The sequence below is a fragment of the Sneathiella sp. P13V-1 genome, assembly GCF_015143595.1.
GTDB lineage: Bacteria > Pseudomonadota > Alphaproteobacteria > Sneathiellales > Sneathiellaceae > Sneathiella.
In genome coordinates this window covers 208131-226229 of sequence record NZ_WYEU01000003.1, presented here as the reverse complement: position 1 = coordinate 226229, position 18099 = coordinate 208131, and the positions used below count along the sequence as shown (strand labels likewise).

Annotated in this window: 20 protein-coding genes; 11 read left to right on the top strand and 9 right to left on the bottom strand. The window is 47.9% G+C overall.

The window, feature by feature from the left end; genetic code table 11:
• The 5 genes from GUA87_RS14205 (at position 1) to ettA (ending at position 4755) form a co-directional block, all read left to right on the top strand.
• Positions 1-804: an enoyl-CoA hydratase-related protein gene (locus tag GUA87_RS14205; RefSeq protein ID WP_193717263.1), complete on the top strand. Its 804-nt coding sequence runs from the start codon at positions 1-3 to the stop codon at positions 802-804.
• 251 nt (positions 805-1055) lie between these two features.
• Entirely contained in the window at positions 1056-1607 is a 552-nt protein-coding gene (locus GUA87_RS14200) for a VPLPA-CTERM sorting domain-containing protein (RefSeq protein ID WP_193717262.1), read from the top strand.
• A 12-nt stretch (positions 1608-1619) separates the two neighbouring features.
• Positions 1620-1952: a hypothetical protein gene (locus GUA87_RS14195; protein WP_227712013.1), complete on the top strand. Its 333-nt coding sequence runs from the start codon at positions 1620-1622 to the stop codon at positions 1950-1952.
• A 78-nt stretch (positions 1953-2030) separates the two neighbouring features.
• Positions 2031-2993: an AEC family transporter gene (locus GUA87_RS14190; protein ID WP_193717261.1), complete on the top strand. Its 963-nt coding sequence runs from the start codon at positions 2031-2033 to the stop codon at positions 2991-2993.
• 82 nt (positions 2994-3075) lie between these two features.
• Positions 3076-4755 (top strand): energy-dependent translational throttle protein EttA, encoded by a 1680-nt coding sequence (gene ettA / locus GUA87_RS14185; protein ID WP_193717260.1) that lies wholly within the window; start codon positions 3076-3078, stop codon positions 4753-4755.
• 33 nt (positions 4756-4788) lie between these two features.
• Here ettA and GUA87_RS14180 read toward each other — a convergent pair whose 3' ends face one another.
• Positions 4789-5619, bottom strand: coding sequence for a hypothetical protein (locus GUA87_RS14180; RefSeq protein ID WP_193717259.1), 831 nt, complete (start codon positions 5617-5619; stop codon positions 4789-4791).
• Positions 5620-5809: 190 nt separating this feature from the next.
• On the opposite strand from GUA87_RS14180, the gene rfbC reads away from it, so the two are divergent.
• From rfbC to GUA87_RS14160, 4 genes are read left to right on the top strand one after another with little or no spacing between them, the layout of a single operon-like run.
• Positions 5810-6379, top strand: coding sequence for a dTDP-4-dehydrorhamnose 3,5-epimerase (rfbC, locus tag GUA87_RS14175; RefSeq protein WP_193717258.1), 570 nt, complete (start codon positions 5810-5812; stop codon positions 6377-6379).
• Complete coding sequence (gene rfbB, locus GUA87_RS14170; RefSeq protein WP_193717257.1) at positions 6376-7422, top strand: dTDP-glucose 4,6-dehydratase; 1047 nt, start codon at positions 6376-6378, stop codon at positions 7420-7422. The genes rfbC and rfbB overlap by 4 nt, the downstream gene beginning before the upstream one ends.
• 2 nt (positions 7423-7424) lie before the next feature.
• Positions 7425-8267, top strand: a complete 843-nt coding sequence (gene rfbD / locus GUA87_RS14165; protein WP_193717256.1) for a dTDP-4-dehydrorhamnose reductase — start codon at positions 7425-7427, stop codon at positions 8265-8267.
• A gap of 4 nt (positions 8268-8271) precedes the next feature.
• Entirely contained in the window at positions 8272-8712 is a 441-nt protein-coding gene (locus tag GUA87_RS14160; protein WP_193717255.1) for an acyl-CoA thioesterase, read from the top strand.
• Between the two features lie 56 nt (positions 8713-8768).
• Here GUA87_RS14160 and GUA87_RS14155 read toward each other — a convergent pair whose 3' ends face one another.
• Positions 8769-9206 carry an Hsp20 family protein gene (locus tag GUA87_RS14155; RefSeq protein WP_193717254.1) on the bottom strand — a complete coding sequence of 146 codons (438 nt, stop codon included), beginning with the start codon at positions 9204-9206 and terminating at the stop codon, positions 8769-8771.
• Between the two features lie 183 nt (positions 9207-9389).
• On the opposite strand from GUA87_RS14155, the gene GUA87_RS14150 reads away from it, so the two are divergent.
• Positions 9390-9821: a DUF1465 family protein gene (locus GUA87_RS14150; protein ID WP_193717253.1), complete on the top strand. Its 432-nt coding sequence runs from the start codon at positions 9390-9392 to the stop codon at positions 9819-9821.
• 71 nt (positions 9822-9892) lie between these two features.
• On the opposite strand, the gene rpmE is transcribed toward GUA87_RS14150, so the two are convergent.
• Positions 9893-10114 (bottom strand): 50S ribosomal protein L31, encoded by a 222-nt coding sequence (gene rpmE, locus GUA87_RS14145; protein ID WP_193717252.1) that lies wholly within the window; start codon positions 10112-10114, stop codon positions 9893-9895.
• 164 nt (positions 10115-10278) lie between these two features.
• On the opposite strand from rpmE, the gene GUA87_RS14140 reads away from it, so the two are divergent.
• Positions 10279-12090 carry an ABC transporter transmembrane domain-containing protein gene (locus tag GUA87_RS14140; RefSeq protein WP_193717251.1) on the top strand — a complete coding sequence of 604 codons (1812 nt, stop codon included), beginning with the start codon at positions 10279-10281 and terminating at the stop codon, positions 12088-12090.
• Between the two features lie 9 nt (positions 12091-12099).
• Here GUA87_RS14140 and GUA87_RS14135 read toward each other — a convergent pair whose 3' ends face one another.
• The 6 genes from GUA87_RS14135 to thiE form a co-directional block, all read right to left on the bottom strand.
• Entirely contained in the window at positions 12100-13482 is a 1383-nt protein-coding gene (locus GUA87_RS14135; protein WP_193717250.1) for a peptidoglycan -binding protein, read from the bottom strand.
• A gap of 20 nt (positions 13483-13502) precedes the next feature.
• Positions 13503-14705: a flagellar motor protein MotA gene (locus GUA87_RS14130; RefSeq protein WP_193717249.1), complete on the bottom strand. Its 1203-nt coding sequence runs from the start codon at positions 14703-14705 to the stop codon at positions 13503-13505.
• Between the two features lie 3 nt (positions 14706-14708).
• Positions 14709-15806 (bottom strand): OmpA family protein, encoded by a 1098-nt coding sequence (locus GUA87_RS14125; protein WP_193717248.1) that lies wholly within the window; start codon positions 15804-15806, stop codon positions 14709-14711.
• A 191-nt stretch (positions 15807-15997) separates the two neighbouring features.
• Complete coding sequence (locus GUA87_RS14120; RefSeq protein ID WP_193717247.1) at positions 15998-16798, bottom strand: inositol monophosphatase family protein; 801 nt, start codon at positions 16796-16798, stop codon at positions 15998-16000.
• Positions 16799-16843: 45 nt separating this feature from the next.
• On the bottom strand, positions 16844-17407 hold the full coding sequence (gene efp, locus GUA87_RS14115) for an elongation factor P (protein WP_193717246.1): 564 nt from the start codon (positions 17405-17407) through the stop codon (positions 16844-16846).
• A gap of 48 nt (positions 17408-17455) precedes the next feature.
• A complete protein-coding gene (thiE, locus tag GUA87_RS14110) occupies positions 17456-18067 on the bottom strand; it encodes a thiamine phosphate synthase (protein WP_321575923.1) in 612 nt (203 codons plus the stop codon).
• Positions 18068-18099 lie beyond the last annotated feature (32 nt).

The window sequence follows — 18099 nt, the reverse complement described above, 5'->3', positions numbered from 1 at the left end:
ATGACGACTGATCTTTTGGAATCCGTTGAAAACGGTATTGCAACACTCACCTTTAACCGTCCGGAAGCTCGCAACGCTCTGACACAGGAAATGTACCCTGTGTTGATGGAAGCATTGCCGCGCCTTGGTGCAGACCCTGATGTTCGGGTGATTGTCATCACCGGTGCAGGCGGTGCGTTTTGTGCGGGCGGTGATGTAAAGAATTTCGCAGCTGCGGCAGATGGAGACGGGCCAGCAGGCTACGATTTTAATCAGAAAGTGGATGGCTTGCGCTTTAGAATGCAGGTTGCTGAACTGATCCACAAGTCACCTAAACCTGTGATTGCGGCTATTCCAGGTCCAGCGGCAGGTGCGGGTCTTTCAATTGCTCTCGCTGCGGACATGCGCATTGCGGTTGATACAGCAAAACTGACAACAGCCTTTGCAAAGGTTGGGTTGTCAGGGGACTTTGGTGGTTCTTACTTCCTGACAAAACTGGTCGGAACAGCGAAGGCACGCGAGCTGTATTTCACAGGTAAGGTTCTGACCGCAACCGAAGCGGAAGAGCTAGGCATTGTGAACAAGGCTGTGCCTGCGGATCAGTATGAAGCGGCCGTTAAGGAAATGGCGACACAGATTGCTTCCATGCCAACAATTGCACTTGGTTTTATGAAAAAGAACCTGAACAAGGCCCTCTTTGATGATCTGGAGCAGGTTCTTGATTGGGAAGCGGTTCATATGATGAGTTGCTTTGACACAGAAGATCACAAAGGTGCTGCCAAAGCCTTTGTCGAGAAAAAAGCACCTGTGTTTAAGGGGCGTTAATCCTTAGGTTAAGGCGATGTTGATTATGATATCGCCTTAACATTTTGATTCTAAATAAGATTAACAATATTGGTTAATTTCATCATAAAGTAGAAATAATAATTTATATTACATCTATTTGGGGTTTTATGAGTTTAAAACTACCTACAAAAACAGTAAAATTGTTTCTTTTAGAGAAAATCTGATATCTTTCATGGATTGATGAATTCGGAGGCGTTTATATGCTTGGGCTTGGAAAATTTATTTCTGCATTGAGTGGAGTAATCGTTGCTGTGGTTCTTTCTGCTGCTTCGGTGAGCGCTGCACCTATGCCTATTGTCCCAACGTGTTCGCTCAGTGATGTAACAGTGTCAACCGCGTGCGAAGTGTTTGACGGTGCAAATGACACGACGGCATTTATTTCGAGCGTTGACCCGTTTGGTATTACAGATTGGACACTTGCCGATAAGTCAGACGGTCCAGACGGTGACCACAAAATTATCTTGAAGGACGTTGTAAATGACGTGACCAGCGGAACTTGGTCAGTAGATAGCTTCAACGGGTATTCAAGTGTGATGCTGACAATGAAAGCAGGCAACGCTTTTGTAGCGTATTTGCTTGATATAACCAATCTATCAGGAACTTGGACAACAGAGGGTGTGATCGTCAATAGACAAGGGAAAGGGAAGGACTTGTCTCACATGTCTCTTTATTATTCTCCAGATAGTTTGACAGCAGTGCCTTTGCCTGCGGCTCTTCCTCTATATGCAGTTGGGCTGGCTGTACTTGGCTTCTTTGGTTGGCGAAAAAGAAAATCAGCCTAAACTGCGAAAATCATGCGACGATATGACGCCCTGAGATCCGTTGATCCGGGGCGTTTGTTTTTCTATATCCATGCCAGAGTATTTATGTGTGATGGATGGATTATGGATAAGATTATAACTGTTTTACGCTATGTCCCAGTTCTGGGATGGTTCGTGAAAGAGGCCATTGATGGCCCGGATTCAACAAAAATCAATTTTCTACTGAATGTGGTGATGACCTGGGTCTTGTGCATTTATGTATTCGGTTACCCCGCGATCATCTTGCCGCTTCTTGTGGTTGCCCCCATGATGATTGTCATCTTGGTTGTGATTACATTTGACCCAGGTGGGAACTCAAACGCCTAAGGTAAATTTGATAGGGATTGACCTGATTAGGGATTGCTTTTACCAATTGGTATCCAACGTCTCCAATCAGGTTAATCTATGTCAGACATTGCTGCGCTTGTTCTCCCTCTCTTTGGGCTTATTTTTCTTGGGTATCTAATTGCCCGAATTACAAAGCAGCCTGAACAGGCAATGGGGTGGTTGAACACCTTTATTATTTATGCGGCCTTGCCGGCACTTTTCTTCAAGTTACTGTCAACAACACCCGTTGAAAAATTGGCAAGTTGGGATTTCATCCTGTCAAATTTGTCAGTGACTTTCGTCATTTTCCTTCTTGTTTTTTTTACCGGACTTTTGGTTCTGCGGGAAAAAATCCCCCCCGCAACAATACAAGGTCTTGCCGCAGCCTATGGTAATATCGGTTATATGGGACCTGCGATTGCAATCCTCGCGTTCGGTGAAAAGGCAGCGGTACCTGTTGCACTGATTTTCTGTTTTGAAAATGTGATGCATTTCGTCATCGCCCCAACTTGTATGGCGATCTCGGGTGAAGAAAAACGTAAGATCAGTGATTTGATTAAGGAGATTGCGAAAAGGGTGTTTTTCCATCCCTTTATTATTGCAACAATTATAGGGGTTGGGGCTGCTTTTATCGAATTCTCGCCGCCCAAACCAATTGCTGCACTCATTCAGTACTTGGCGCAAGCCGCAGCTCCCTGCGCGCTATTTGCGATGGGGGTGAGCCTCGCGCTCCGCCCCTTGAAAAGAGTGCCTCCGGAGCTTGGATACATCGTTCCTGCGAATTTGGTGATCCATCCTTTGCTGATGTATGTGGTTTTGAGCTGGGTTGGGAATTTTGATCCGATTTGGCTCTATACTGCAGTCCTTTTGGCGGCGCTTCCAACGGCAACAAATGTATATGTCCTTGCTCAGCAATATGGGGTTTGGATTGAGCGCGCCTCAGCAACCATTCTGATTTCGACTGTATCGTCCATCGTAACCGTTAGTGGGCTTCTATACGCTGTCACGACAGGCATGTTGCCACCTGATTTATTCCCATAGGGGTAACGGTCTTGCGTTGCGCCCGGCGCTTTGAGGCGATAAAAAGGGTGCAATGAACCTATATCTGGAGACATGACGGAAAATGGCGTCTTACCAATATATTTATGTGATGAACGGTCTATCCAAGACCTATCCTGGCGGCAAACAAGTCCTTCGTGACATCCGCTTGAGCTTTTTCCCAGGTGCAAAGATCGGTGTGCTTGGCCTCAACGGTGCCGGTAAATCAACACTGTTGAAAATCATGGCTGGTATTGAAACCGAGTTCACTGGCGAAGCCTGGGCGGCTGACGGCGTGAAAGTTGGCTATCTTGCGCAGGAGCCAGAGTTGGACCCAGAGAAGGATGTGCTTGGAAATGTCATGGATGGCGTTGGTGAAAAGAAAGCACTTCTTGATAAATTTAATGAAGTTTCTGCCCGTTTTGGTGAAGATCTGACCGATGATGAAATGAATGATCTTATTGCTGAGCAGGGGGAACTGCAGGAGCAGATCGACGCGCAGAACCTTTGGGATCTGGAGCGCGAAGTTGAAATCGCCATGGACGCGCTGCGTTGCCCGCCTTCCAATGCGGATGTCACAAAGCTGTCTGGAGGCGAACGTCGCCGTGTTGCACTTTGCCGTTTGCTGTTATCCAAGCCAGATATGTTGCTCCTCGACGAGCCAACAAACCATCTTGACGCGGAAAGTGTCGCGTGGCTTGAACGTTTCTTGCACGAATATACTGGCACTGTTGTGGCAGTAACCCACGATCGTTACTTCCTTGATAATGTTGCAGGTTGGATTCTTGAATTGGATCGTGGTCACGGTATTCCTTGGGAAGGTAATTATTCCAGCTGGCTTGATCAGAAGGAAAAACGTCTTGAACAGGAAGGCAAAGCTGAAGATGCCCGCCGCAAGACCTTAAAAAATGAACTTGAATGGGTTCGTCAAGGCGCGAAGGGCCGCCAATCCAAATCCAAGGCCCGCTTGCAAGCATACGAAGATATGCTGAACCAGGATACGGCCAAGAAAGTGGATGAAATGCAGATCACCATCCCTCCTGGGCCACGTTTGGGTGATCTTGTCGTAGAAGCCGAGCATGTGAGTAAAGGCTTTGAAGACCGCCTACTTATTGATGATTTGAACTTCAAGCTGCCACCAGGGGCGATTGTTGGTGTTATCGGGCCTAACGGCGCGGGTAAAACAACACTCTTTAAAATGCTTACTGGTGCTGAGAAGCCCGATAATGGTGATTTCCGTGTTGGTCCAACAGTACAATTGGGTTACGTGGATCAGGACCGTGATACGCTGGATCCAAATAAAACTGTCTGGGAAGAAATCTCGGAAGGGAATGAAGTTATCTATCTTGGCAAGCGCGAGATTAACAGCCGCGCCTATGTCTCCGGGTTTAACTTCAAGGGTTCAGATCAGCAGAAAAAAGTTGGGCAGCTTTCAGGCGGTGAGAGAAACCGTGTAAACCTTGCCAAGATGCTGAAATCCGGCGCGAACTTCCTCATGCTCGACGAACCAACCAACGACCTTGACGTTGATACACTTCGCGCGCTGGAAGAAGCTTTGTTGGACTTTGCTGGTTGTGCTGTGGTCATCAGCCACGATCGCTGGTTCCTCGATCGTATTGCAACGCATATTCTGGCCTATGAAGGTGACAGTCACGTTGAGTGGTTTGAAGGTAACTTCGAAGCCTATGAAGAGGATAAGAAGCGTCGTCTGGGGGCGCAGGCGGTCGAACCACACCGCATTAAATACAAACCAATTAGTCGTTAATCAATTAAGCCCGCCAATAGGCGGGCTTTTCCTTTACTTGAGTGACCCGGCGGGATAACTGATATTCGCCTTGCCAGCCCCTAACTCATCCACAAAGCGGTTGGCTTCCGTCAACGTACATTTAAAGCCTTCGCTTGTTGCGCGTACTGCCGCAACTTTATCGCCTTTTTGGATAAGGCCTTTGATGTGGCCCAGTTTTTCCTCGTTCGACATTTCCGCTAGATTTTTTCGTTTTGTGACTTTTGCCTCCAAAACACGAAAATGTTTTTGAAGATTGGTGATGACATTATTTGGATTTTGAAGGCTGATCAGCAATGTTCCTTCATCAGATAGCATCAACGGTGTTTCATGAAAACCCAGCTGGTTATTCCTTCTGATTGCCTCGGTTTTAAGGGCTTCCCTGAGCGTCGAGAGATCCAGTTTGTTGAGGCCAATTTCAAGAAACTTTGAGTGCTTTTTTGTGTAGTGAACGCTTACCTCAGATGCCGAAACTCTTGAATGATCCAGTATTCGTATCCAGTCAATATTTCCCGCAGGGATTTTTGCAATATTATGGGAGATATTGTGATCGAACCATCCGCCTTGTTTTTTAAAGCGACACCAGATGCCGCTTTCGGACCATTTTAAAATCCAGGAATTTTGTTTTTTGCTGATGACGTATTTTCTGAGCGCGTGATAGGGAAATAGGGCGAGGATGCTACACCAAATCAGACAGAAGCCAAGGAGCCAGATAGGAGGCTCTTTTGGAAACAGGATCCAGGGAAGGAGCGCAATGATCAGGATAAAGGGGAGCAGAAGGAACGCAACAACAAGTGACCGCTTATCAACTTCACGGTAACTTTCAAGATTACTTTCTGATAGCATATCAGGGTCTGATATGACTTTGACACATACACTACACATTGTTCACTTAAATCAGTACGAATTGGCAAACGGATATTATTCTAATTTTAAATTCTATTCCTTAACAAATTTTCAATTCAGCAAATTAACAGCGTATCAACTATTGGTCGTTAAGTAGATGAAAACACTGCTTTTCTAGGGGTTAGGCACATTGGACATAGAAACAACGGCAATCAAAGATGTGATTGTTGTCACACCACGTAGATTTGGCGACAGCAGGGGGTTCTTTTCTGAAGTTTGGAATGAAGTAAACCTTCAGAGTGCAGGAATTACTGATCAGTTTGTTCAGGATAATCACGCTTTTAGTGCAGAGAAAGGCACGATACGGGGCCTTCACTATCAGCTGTCACCAAATGCACAGGGAAAACTTGTCCGTGTGACAAGAGGAGCAGTGTTGGATGTGGCCGCTGATATTCGGAAAGGCTCTCCAACTTTTGGGCAACATGTTGCCGTTGAATTATCGGCTGACAACTGGAAACAGCTTTGGGTTCCGAAAGGCTTTGCTCATGGCTATTGTACCCTGACTGAAAATGTTGAATTTCTTTATAAAGTAAGCGGGAAATACAGCCCTGAAGATGAGGCAGGAATTATCTGGAATGATCCGGATCTTGCAATTGACTGGAAGGTTGATCCATCAAGCGTTCATTTATCAGATAAAGACAAAATCCTTCCAAGATTGAAGGATCAGAACAAACTGTTCGAATACGGAGAGATCGCATGACAATTTTGGTTACAGGTGGTGCAGGCTTTATCGGCTCGGCGCTGGTCAGAGATCTGGTGAAGGACGGGGCTTCTCATGTGGTGACAGTCGATAAGTTGACCTATGCGGGTAGTCTTGAAAACCTGAGAGAAATTGAAGGGGCAGATAATCACAGCTTTGAGCAGGTTGATATATGCGACATGGCTGCGATTAAATCCTTGTTCGATAAATATAAACCAACCACAGTTTATCACTTGGCCGCCGAAAGCCATGTGGACAGATCCATTGATGGACCTGCGGCTTTTATTCAGACGAATTTGGTCGGCACATTTACCATGTTGCAAGCCGCACTTGAATATTGGCGTGAATTAGGTGATTCAGAACAGGCGAGTTTCCGGTTTCTTCATATCTCCACAGATGAGGTTTATGGTGAACTTGGCCCTGAAGGCCTCTTTAGCGAAGCCAGCCCATATGAGCCAAATTCTCCTTATTCTTCCAGTAAGGCAGGCTCGGATCATTTGGCGCGTGCCTGGCAGCGGACCTACGGATTGCCAGTTCTTGTAACGAACTGCTCCAACAATTATGGGCCTTATCAGTTCCCTGAAAAACTATTGCCGGTGATTATTCTTAATGCACTGGAGGGGCGGGATCTACCTGTTTACGGTAACGGACTGAATATTCGAGATTGGCTTTACGTGCATGACCATACCGCTGCTCTTAGGTTGGTGGTGGAGCGTGGTAGCGTTGGCGAGACATATATGATCGGTGGTCGGGCAGAGCGCACCAATATTGACATGGTGAAAGCGATCTGTTCTGCAATGGATAGAAAGTTCCCTGACAAAGCTCCCCATGAAAATTTGATTAAATATGTTACGGACCGTCCCGGACATGATGCCCGCTATGCCGTCGATTGCAGCAAAATTGAAAAAGAACTTGGCTGGTCTCAGACAGTCACTCTGGAAGAGGGGCTGGCAAAGACTGTTGATTGGTATTTAGACAATCTGGATTGGGTGCGTGCTGTTGGTGAAGGCGCTGAGAAAGATCGCCGAGGTTTGGGTTCTTGACCATGAAAATTCTGGTAACCGGCGCCAATGGTCAGGTTGGGCAAGCGCTAGCGACTCTAATCCAGGAGGAAGGGCTGGACGCGTATCTTGCTTCCCGTGAGCAACTGGATATTACGGATTACAAATCCGTATCAGAATGCGTGAAGTCTGTCATCCCGGATGTGATTATCAATGCAGCAGCTTACACGGCGGTCGATCGTGCAGAAGAAGAAATCGAGCTGGCATATGCTATTAACCGGGATGGGTCGGAGAACTTGGCCAAAATAGCAGACGAGATGGACTGCCCCCTTCTTCATATTTCCACTGACTTCGTTTTTGATGGGGGCAAGGCGGGGGCCTATCTGGAAACAGATGCAACTGGGCCCTTAAGCATATACGGAAAGAGTAAGCTGGAAGGTGAGCAGAGAATTAGTGCGAGCCACGCAAAGCATATTATCCTGAGAACCGCATGGGTGTTCGGTGGCCCGATGAGTTTTGTAAAAACCATGAAACGTCTTGCGGAAGATAGAACTGAACTATCCGTTGTGGAGGATCAGTTTGGTGGCCCCACCCCAGCAAAAGCGATCGCAGAAAGCCTCCTGAAGATTGCGAAAATAGTGACGGAAGAAAATTTTTCCGATTGGGGGGTTTACCACTATTGCGGCAAGCCACGCGTTAGTTGGTATCAATTCGCATCCGAAATCCTAAAGAGCAAAACAGACGTTACAGTGAAGCCAATACCAACATCTGGCTATCCCACCCCCGCGAAGCGTCCTGCAAATTCTGTGTTGGATTGTTCGAAGATCAAGAATATCTTTGGCATAGATCAGCCGGATTGGAAGGCGGCCCTAAAACAAGAAGGATAAGAAAATGGCCCGTGAAGATTTTAAGTTTTTCCATGATTTCAGGGTGCGTTACTCAGAGATTGATGGTCAGGGTGTTGTCTTTAATGCGCACTATCTAACCTATTTTGATGTAGCAATTACCGAATATTTTCGGGATTTGAATTTTGATTACTCTCAATATCCGGAGAAAACGGGTGCGGACTTTCATCTGGTAAAGTCTCTCGTGAATTATGAGCGGCCCCTTTTGTTTGATACAGAGTTTCAGGTTGGATGCCGTACTCAGAAAATCGGAAACAGCTCTATCGTTTTTGTGTTGGAGATTTTTGATAAAGACCAAAGCGAGAGATATGCTTCTGGCGAGATCATCTGGGTGAATACAAATCAGACCACCCACAAGACAGAACGGGTTGGAGATGAAATCCGGGATCTGCTGGTTGGCTTTGAAGGGACGGGAATTATCCAATAAAAAAGCAGCTGGAGGCCAATTTCCAGCTGCTTCATAGGAGCTACATTCTTTCAGGCTTAAGCGGCGATATCATCCGCTTTAGTGATGCTGATGGTACGGGGTTTCATTGCCTCGGGGATCTCTCTTTGGAGGGCAATTTTTAGCAGGCCATTTTCCATTTCCGCGCCAACAACCTTTATTGTATCTGCGAGTTCAAACGTCTGTGTAAACGCACGTCCGGCAATGCCGCGATGTAGATACTCTACATCTTCTTGCTCGTCCTTCGTTTCACCGGAAACCTCTAGCGAGTTATGCGTTGCAGTGATGCGGATATCACCTTCGGAAAATCCGGCAACGGCCATCACGATAGAATAACTGTCCTGATCGTTTTTAATGATATTGTAAGGGGGGTATTTGTCACCGTTTGTGGCACGTTCCATGCCTTCAAAAAGCTGACTAATACGGTCATAACCAACTGTTGAACGCATTAAGGGCGAAAAATCTAAATTGCGCATGTTAATATCCTCTTCCAGAGCAATATAATGATATGAGCACCCCATAAAGGGCGTGCCGCACACGAACCCGCTTGAGCGGCGTCCGTAAAACATATGTATGAAATAGGTTGAGGCTTTCAAGACGGATGAGAGAATATTAATGATTTTGGGTGTACACTGCGCCAAAGAAAACAAAGGGACAATATGAGCGGCGGAGAATTATCACCAATATCGGGCGCGATTTTTTTTACCCGGACCTATGATGAAGCGTTGGCTCTTGTGATTGAGGCGCGTGAGTATCTACTGGGCCCGGGAAAGATGGCCGTTCGAGAGATGCCTAGTAATGTAAGTTTTCATTACGCAACAGAATCACTTCGCCTTACAACACGCCTTACAGAAAGCATGTCGTGGCTGATGTTTCAAAGAGCCTTGTCTGAAGGTGAGATCACACCAGACGAGGCGCAGGCCGAAGAATGTCATCTTCAATATCAGGAAACCTGCCTTGCCGAAATTGATGATGAATTAATGCAGAAATTGCCTGATGGGCTGGTTTCTCTCCTCGCGCGGAGTGAATCACTTTACCGGCGTATTGATCGATTGGACCAGCAGGCTATGGAAGCCTACAAAACGGCTTGAACAGCAAGGTATAACGCAAAAAAGGCGCCTGCAATCAGGCGCCTGATCTACATTCTTTAGATTGGCTGGCTTTATTTCAGGCCGAAACCAGAGAAACGCTTGTTGAACTTAGCAACACGGCCGTCTTCACGTACACGCTGCTGTCCACCAGTCCATGCTGGGTGAGATTTAACGTCGATGTCCAGTTTCATAACATCGCCTTCTTTACCCCATGTAGAACGGGTTTCGAATGTAGTGCCATCAGTCATTTCGACAGTAATGGTGTGGTAATCTGGATGTGTATCTGCTTTCATATCGCCTCTACCCTTAAGGGGATGCTGGAATTCACTAAGCGGGCCTTATATAAAAGGTTATCGTGGATGGCAAGCAAAGATATATTTATTTTGCGAATTTTCTTGTAGAAGCGACGATATTCTTTAAAACCGATGGCAGAAAACCAAGTTCGGAAAGAGAAATTGTGACTGATAGCAGTAGTGTACAAACCGACCCGGATAGCGAGGGGAAAACGAGTAAAGCCCCAGTGTCGCAACTTCGGAATCTCATTCGATTCGTAAAGCCCTATAAATGGCAGGTTACAGGTGCTTTGGTTGCGCTTGTGTTTGCCTCCGCGGCCCTCTTGCTGATTGGTCAGGCAGTCAAGTTTCTGCTAGACTATGGCTTCTCGGCGGGCTCAGAAGATCTTGGCCAGTATTTCCTGGGATTAATGATTGTTGTTGTCGGTCTGGCCGTTGCGTCTTTCGCCAGATACTTTCTGGTCTCATGGATCGGAGAACGTGTCGTTGCAGATATCAGGAACGCAGTTTTCAGTCACATCCTGAAACTCAGCCCCGCTTTCTTTGAAGTTACGCGTACCGGCGAAGTTCTTTCACGTCTCACTACGGATACCACACTTATTCAAACAGTTATTGGATCGTCCATTTCCGTGGCGCTTCGCAATGTACTTTCATTCGTGGGTGGTCTGGCACTGCTTATTTACACAAGTCCGAAACTTGCCGGCATGGTTTTGTTGGTTGTCCCATGTATTGTCGTACCAATTATTGTATTTGGCCGTAAAGTCCGCAAGCTGAGCCGTGAAAATCAGGAAAGCATTGCGACCATCAGTGTTCAGGCAGATGAAAGTCTGCAGGCCATTCAGACATCCCAAGCCTATACACATGAAGATTTGGATCGACTGACATTTAGTGGAGCGGTCGAGGATAGCTTCAAAATAGCGGTCGCACGTATCCGCGCCCGCGCCTGGCTGACGGCTTTAGTTATTTTACTTGTCTTTGGTGCGATTGATTTTGTGTTGTGGAGCGGTGCAACAGATGTTGTAAATGGTGTTATGTCTGCGGGAACGCTCGGTTCCTTCGTGTTCTATGCGATTGTCGTTGCCGGATCCATGGGATCCCTCAGCGAGATCTGGGGGGAATTGCAGCGCGCCGCGGGCGCATCTGAGCGTTTGATGGATCTTCTACAGGAAGAACCAGAGATCAAAAGCCCCGAAAACCCAACACCTATTCCAGCCGACCTGACCCATGGTGTGGTATTTGATCACGTGACATTCCATTATCCGACCCGCAAAAATATGGCAGCTCTTAATGATTTCAATCTCGAAATCAAACAAGGCGAAACAGTTGCAATCGTGGGTCCAAGCGGTGCCGGTAAGACAACCGTATTCCAGATGCTGCTGCGCTTCTATGATCCAGAAGTAGGAGCGATCCGCGTAAACGGCATTGATATCAAGGATGCGGATCCAAGAGAGGTGCGTGCACTTACTGGACTTGTGCCGCAGGAGCCGGCGATCTTCGCAAGCAGTGCCCGCAGCAACATCATGTATGGCCGCCCGGACGCGACGGAAGAAGAAATGATTGCCGCCGCGAAAGCCGCAGAAGCCTATGATTTCATCATGCAAATGCCGAACGGGTTTGATACTGAATTTGGTGAAAAAGGTATCAAGATCTCTGGTGGTCAGAAACAGCGTATCGCCATTGCCCGTGCGATTTTGCGTGATCCGGCAATACTATTGCTGGATGAAGCGACAAGCGCGTTGGATGCTGAAAGTGAGAGCCTCGTTCAAGGCGCTCTTGAGAACTTGATGAAGGGGCGTACCACACTTGTAATTGCCCACAGGTTGGCGACTGTTCTCAATGCGGACCGTATCATCGTCCTGGATAAGGGGCATGTAGTGACGCAGGGGACACATGAGCAGTTGATGAAAGAAGGCGGTTTATATGCCAAGCTAGCGCGTCTTCAGTTTGATACAGGACGGGAAGCGCTGGACGCGTGAACACGCAGATCAGCGTTCCGTCAGCTTCAATTCAATTCTGCGATTTCTCAAAAACGCGATTTCATCATCTCGTGGATCAAGCGGCTGATAAGGTCCAAAGCCCGTAGGGGCCAGTCGGGTAGGGGGGACACCCCTTGCTACCAGGTACTTGGTGACAGACAACGCACGGGCCATGGAAAGCTCCCAGTTGGATGGGAAACGCACCGTGCTGATGGGTTGTTTGTCCGTGTGGCCGTCGACACGCAACACCCAATCAATATCATCAGGAATGGTGGAGGAAATCTCCAGCAGGGTTTGTGCAAAGGCGCGCATACTTTGACGGCCTTGCTCCCCCAATTCTGCCTCACCCAGGCCGAACAGAACTTCGGACTGGAAGACAAAACGATCACCAACGACGCTAACGCCTGGACGGTTCTTCAATACTTCTCTTAAGCGACCAAAGAAATCTGATCGGTACTGTTGTAATTCTTGAACTTTTTGGGCGAGCGCCTGATTGAGGCGACGGCCAAGATCCGCAATTTGCGCTTTTTGCTCTATGTCTTTTTGCTCAGCAATTTCCAGTGCGCTTTCAATGCGGGCCAATTGTTCACGCAAAGCAGACAATTGCACGTTGAGCAGCTGTACCTGGGCTTGGGCTTCAGAAGAAATCTTCTCTTCCGCGGTCAGGTTGTCTTGGGTTTGCAGATACAGAGTCTGTAACTCAGCGAGCTTGGTTTCGCGATCTTCAATATCTTTTTGTGCCAGAAGTGTGCGTTCTTGCTCATCTGCTAGTTTTGCTTCCAGTTCCTTACTGCGATCGCGGACTTCGCCAATTTCTGTATCTTTTTCTTTGATCCTCGCAGCCAATGCACCGACTTCGCTTTCAAGTTTCTTGCGAAGTTCCTCAAGAGAAGAAATGTCTCGTTTCAGGCTTTCAATGTCTTTCAGATTCGCGGCAATCTCATCTTCACGAAGTTTAATTCGCTCTTCCGCTTCTTTGAGAGCGGCCTCTGTATCAGCCGTTTTCTGTTCCTGCTTTTGCAGAAGCAAGGTCAGTTCATCTCGCTCTTCCTCCGCCGCCAACGCGCGCGCTGTAATGGTATCCAATTGGATGATGGCGTTGTCCCGATCCTGATTGGATTGGGTCAGGGTAATGTTGAGGGCCGCAATTTCCTGCTTCAAGGAGACATTTGTCTCTTTTTCAAGGGCGAGAAGGTCGGCAAGTTCAGCAACCTGCTGATTGAGCTTTTCAAGTGCAGCATCCCTGCCAGATAGGGCTTGAGACAGGAAAAATTGTGCCAGAACGAAAACGACCAGCAGGAAGATGATGACAAGCAGTAATGTAGTAAGAGCATCCACAAAACCCGGCCATATCTCATAATTGGCCCTTTGTCCGTTTTTCCTACGCGCCATGCTGCCCTATCTCCCGGCCGTTAGCTGCGACGATCTTCTTCGGCGATAGCCGCGATGGTCCGTGTGAGCAGTTTGATTTCACTTCTGACTTCCTGGCTTAGCTGGTTACGTCCATCAGCCATTTCTTCCAAGAGGCGCGCCATATAGACATCCAGGTTTCGAAGGTGGTTACGGCTGGCCTGATCAAGGCCGCCCTGTTCCTGAACTTGAGCCATACGCTGCAGGACAGGCTTCAATTCCATCTGTCCTTCCACAAGTTTGACCATCAAGTCTTGCTCTGCGCGCATCTGATCGGTAAGGGCGGCAAGGCGTTCACTCACCGTGATCATGGCAGCATCTCCATGGCTTCTTTTGTCTTCTCCACGTGCCAGAGTGCGTTGCAGCCCGTCAAGGCTTTCAGCAGTTTGCTCCAGCAACGCACTGACATAAGCCGGAACGCTCTGATCTGCGACCTCAGATAGGCCTACAGGACCAGAAGGCGCAAATTTTGTGACTGTTGTCAGCCACTCTTCCAGATCCATGTAGAAGCGGTTCTGGGCTTGTCCTGCCTGCATATCCAGAAAGCCAAGGATTAGCGACCCAGAGAGACCGAATAAGGAAGATGAAAAGGCAATGGCCATTCCGGCCAATGGCTTCTCCAGGCCGATTTTAAGTTCGTCAAATACCTTGGAGAAATCCTGCCCTCCGACATTTAAGGTTGAGATAGCATCTCCAACGGATCCAACAGTTTCCAGAAGGCCCCAGAAAGTTCCCAGCAGACCAAGAAAGATAAGCACATTAATCAGGTAGCGTGAAATATCACGGCCTTCATCCAGACGGGCGCTGACACTGTCCAAAATGGTATTCATGGTAACCGCCGTCATTCGCAGCGGCCCATTGCTATCCCCGATAATTGTGGCTAGAGGAGACAAGAGTGTCGGTGAGCTTTGTAAAGAAATGCCGCCCCCTTCAAGCCGGGCAAGATCTTCTGTCCAGGTTACTTCACCGTTCAAGATTAGGACCTGACGGAACATGTAAGCGATACCAAACAGCAAGGTGAGAAGGATCACACCGTTCAGGTAAGGATTTGCATTAAACGCTTCGGCTGCTGGGGCAAAAAGCAAAACTGAAATGCCAATAACAATTGCCAAGAAGACACCCATTCGGATCAGATGCCGCCGAGGACGATTAAGTTTCGGGGCCGCCGTCTGCTGGGCTGAGCCAAAGCTGGATAATGTGCTCATACGCTATCTCGTTATAATTTTAAGATCTACCCTGTCAGGCGGTGTATCGCCCTCTGGTGCGCCAAGGGCGCGAACTTCAATTCGATTATTTGGAATACCCATATTCATCAGCTTTTCACGAATGGCGAGAGCACGACCAAGCGAAATGCGGCGTGCCCGACCAATACTGCTTGCCTTTGCATAGGCGACCAGCTGAATACGATCCTGTGTCCCACCAACAGTTGAAGATAGTTCCTTCAAAAGAGAATTCGCGTTGCTTGGAAGATCGGTTTTGCCTTCTTCAAAGATGAGTTGGTGTGCAGCTTTGTCTACCTCAGGCTTAATCTCCGGAATCTTTGACGTTTTCGCGCTGACTTCACTTTCTTTTTCAAGTGAGGCCACCTGTGTTTCTTCAGACTTAGGAACAGGTACGATTTTTTTCGGGGTGGGCTTGGCTTCAACTGGTTTTGCCGGCTCTGGTGTTTTAGGTGCCTTGGCAACCTCTTTGGGCTTTTCTGCTATCGCTTCTGGTTTAGTCTCTATCTTCGGTTTTGCCGGTTTTACCTCCGCCATCTCTTTTTTTGCTGGTTCAGAGGGTTCCACCAGTTTTTTAGCGGCAGTGGCTTCTACTTTTTTCGGTTCAGGTACTGGCGTAGGCGCAGGTTTCTTGACTTCAGCGACTTTTGGCGCCGGAACCGGGGGGCTCTGTTTCGGTTCTGTGACTTTCTTTGGAGCCGGTTTTGCAGCGGCTACTTTTTTCTTAGGTTCTGTGACTTTTTCAGGTGTAGTTGTTTTTGCGATCTTTTTGACGCGCTTCGCTTTCTTTTTCTGCTCGCTTGGCGGTGTGAGAACAATCACCTCGTCGCCTGATATAATGCGCGCGCCCTTTGAATAGTCCGATCCCGCAGTCGCAGTTCCTGAAGACGGATAGACGGGTTGTCCATAAGGAGAAGCTGGTGCCGGGGGGTAGTTGACCACCACCGGACGATCATTTCCGCCGCCAATAATGACGGTTTGCGCATTTACTGATGTTGAAAAAGATAAACTGGAAGCGGCCGCAACGGTCGTGATTACCAACGTGGCCTTGAATTTTCCCAATGCAGTTTTGTTACCGCTTGCCATTTCTGGCACCCCCTGAACAATTACTTGCGCGCGCTACCATATGGCCGCGAACACGTGCTCCGATGAAGTGCCCTTGTCTACTTTATGATTATGACAAGTTGAGGGCACTCGTGAATGCTGAGGGAAACAATAACTTAGCGGTGCGCACGGGACAACTTTTAAGTGAGGTTGTCCCGCGCAGCTAATATTGCTTACTTTTTGCGAGCGCGGCGAAGAGCTTCGCTCATTTGAGAATTAATCTCGCTGTTGGAGGCAAGAATATCGCCTTTTTCCAACATTCTTTCACCGCCATCGATCTGGGTGACGAACCCACCAGCTTCACGCACGATGATGATACCGGCGGCAAGGTCCCATGCTGAAAGCCCGCGCTCCCAGTAGCCATCGAAACGACCCGCTGCCACATAGGCAAGATCAAGGGAAGCGGCACCGAAGCGACGAATACCTGCAGAGACAGCCATGATTTCATGAGCTTCTCGCAAAAATGTTTCGTGGCCCGGTTTGCCGAGGAAAGGGATACCTGTTGCAAAAACGCAATCGGCCATACGGTTGCGACCGGATACACGAAGGCGCTGGTTGTTAACAAAGGCGCCTTCACCTTTTGCTGCCCAAAAAAGTTCATCTTTCACTGGATCCAGAATAAGACCAGCCAGAATTTCTTTACCTTCCATCAGTGCGATGGAAATGGCGAAGTGTGGCATGCCATGCAGGAAGTTGGTTGTTCCGTCCAGTGGATCAATAACCCAATAGCTTTTTCCGTCTTTAGCTGGAATTTCTCCCCCTTCTTCCAGCTTAAATCCGAAATCCGGACGTGCATATTCCAGTTCTTCGCGAATGAGTTTTTCCGCGCCAACGTCGGCGTTACTGACAAAGTCAGCTGGACCCTTTCGAGATACCTGCAGGTTCTCCACCTCGTTGAAGTCGCGGAGTAGTTTGCGTGCGGCTTTGCGCGCGGCATTTTCCATTACGGTTATGAGTGGTGTTTTACGAGCCATTTTGGGTACCTGATTTACAATTTAAGGGGGAGGGAAAAGGGGCGGTTAGTCCGCCCGTTTAGAATATTCAGCTGTTTCTGTGTTAACGACGATTTTCTCGCCTGTGTTACAGAAAGGCGGAACCATAATGCGCATGCCATTTTCCAAAATAGCAGGCTTGTAGGAAGATGCTGCTGTCTGACCTTTTACTGTAGGTTCAGTTTCAGAGATTTCCAGTGTGACATTTTCCGGAAGAAGAACGTTCAAGGCTTCATCTTCGTAGAATTCGATTTCAACCTGCATCCCATCTTGCAGGAACTGAGCTTTATCACCAACAAGGTCTGCAGCAATTGTAACCTGTTCATAATCCTCAACATTCATGAATGTGAAGAAATCATCATCCGCAAACAGGAATTGGTGGTCTTTTTGTTCCAGACGCGCACGTTCAACAGTTTCAGAAGAACGGAAACGTTCATTCAGTTTTGTGCCATCGCGCAGGTTTTTAAGCTCTACCTGCAGGTACGCGCCGCCTTTACCAGGCTGGGTATGTTGAATTTTAACTGCGACCCAAAGGCCACCTTTATGCTCAATTACGTTGCCAGGACGAATTGCATTGCCGTTAATTTTCATGGCGAACCATCTTCTATTTGATTTTCAGAATATTGTTGGCGGAACCTATCAGGAAGCAGATATGTTATCAATCATCCTGTTCAGTTCGCGTATAGCAGCTTCGGGGCCTTCTGGATTACTCCAGACGCCTCCTGAAATTGCCAGAAAGTCAGCACCGCTTTTAATTAGTGGAGCAGCATTGTCAACTGTTATCCCACCTATCGCTACACATGGTGTTTCTGCAAGGCTTGACCACCACTCCAGAATTTCGGGTTCAGCTTTGAATTTTGCGTCCTTGGTGGAAGAGGGGTGGAAGGCACCAAAGGCCACATAATCCGCGCCGTGCTCTGCAGCCGTCATGGCCAAATGGCGGGAGTTGTGGCAAGTCACACCCACGATGCCATCATCGCCGATAATTTCGCGGGCCTGTTTGTAAGGCGTGTCATCCTGTCCCACATGAACACCATCAGCGCCTATTTCCTTTGCTAGAACAGGATCATCGTTTAATAGAAAGGCAACACCGTGGTCCTGAAAAACAGGAATTAGATATTCTGCCGCGCGGCGTATCTGATCTTTTGGTTGGTCTTTCAGGCGCAACTGAAAGCAGGCAACATCTCCACCTGCAAGAGCACCTTTTGCTAGCTCACCGAAAATTTCCAGCTCAAAAGCAGGAGGCGAAATCAGGTAAATTCTTGTGCGATAATCTTCTATGG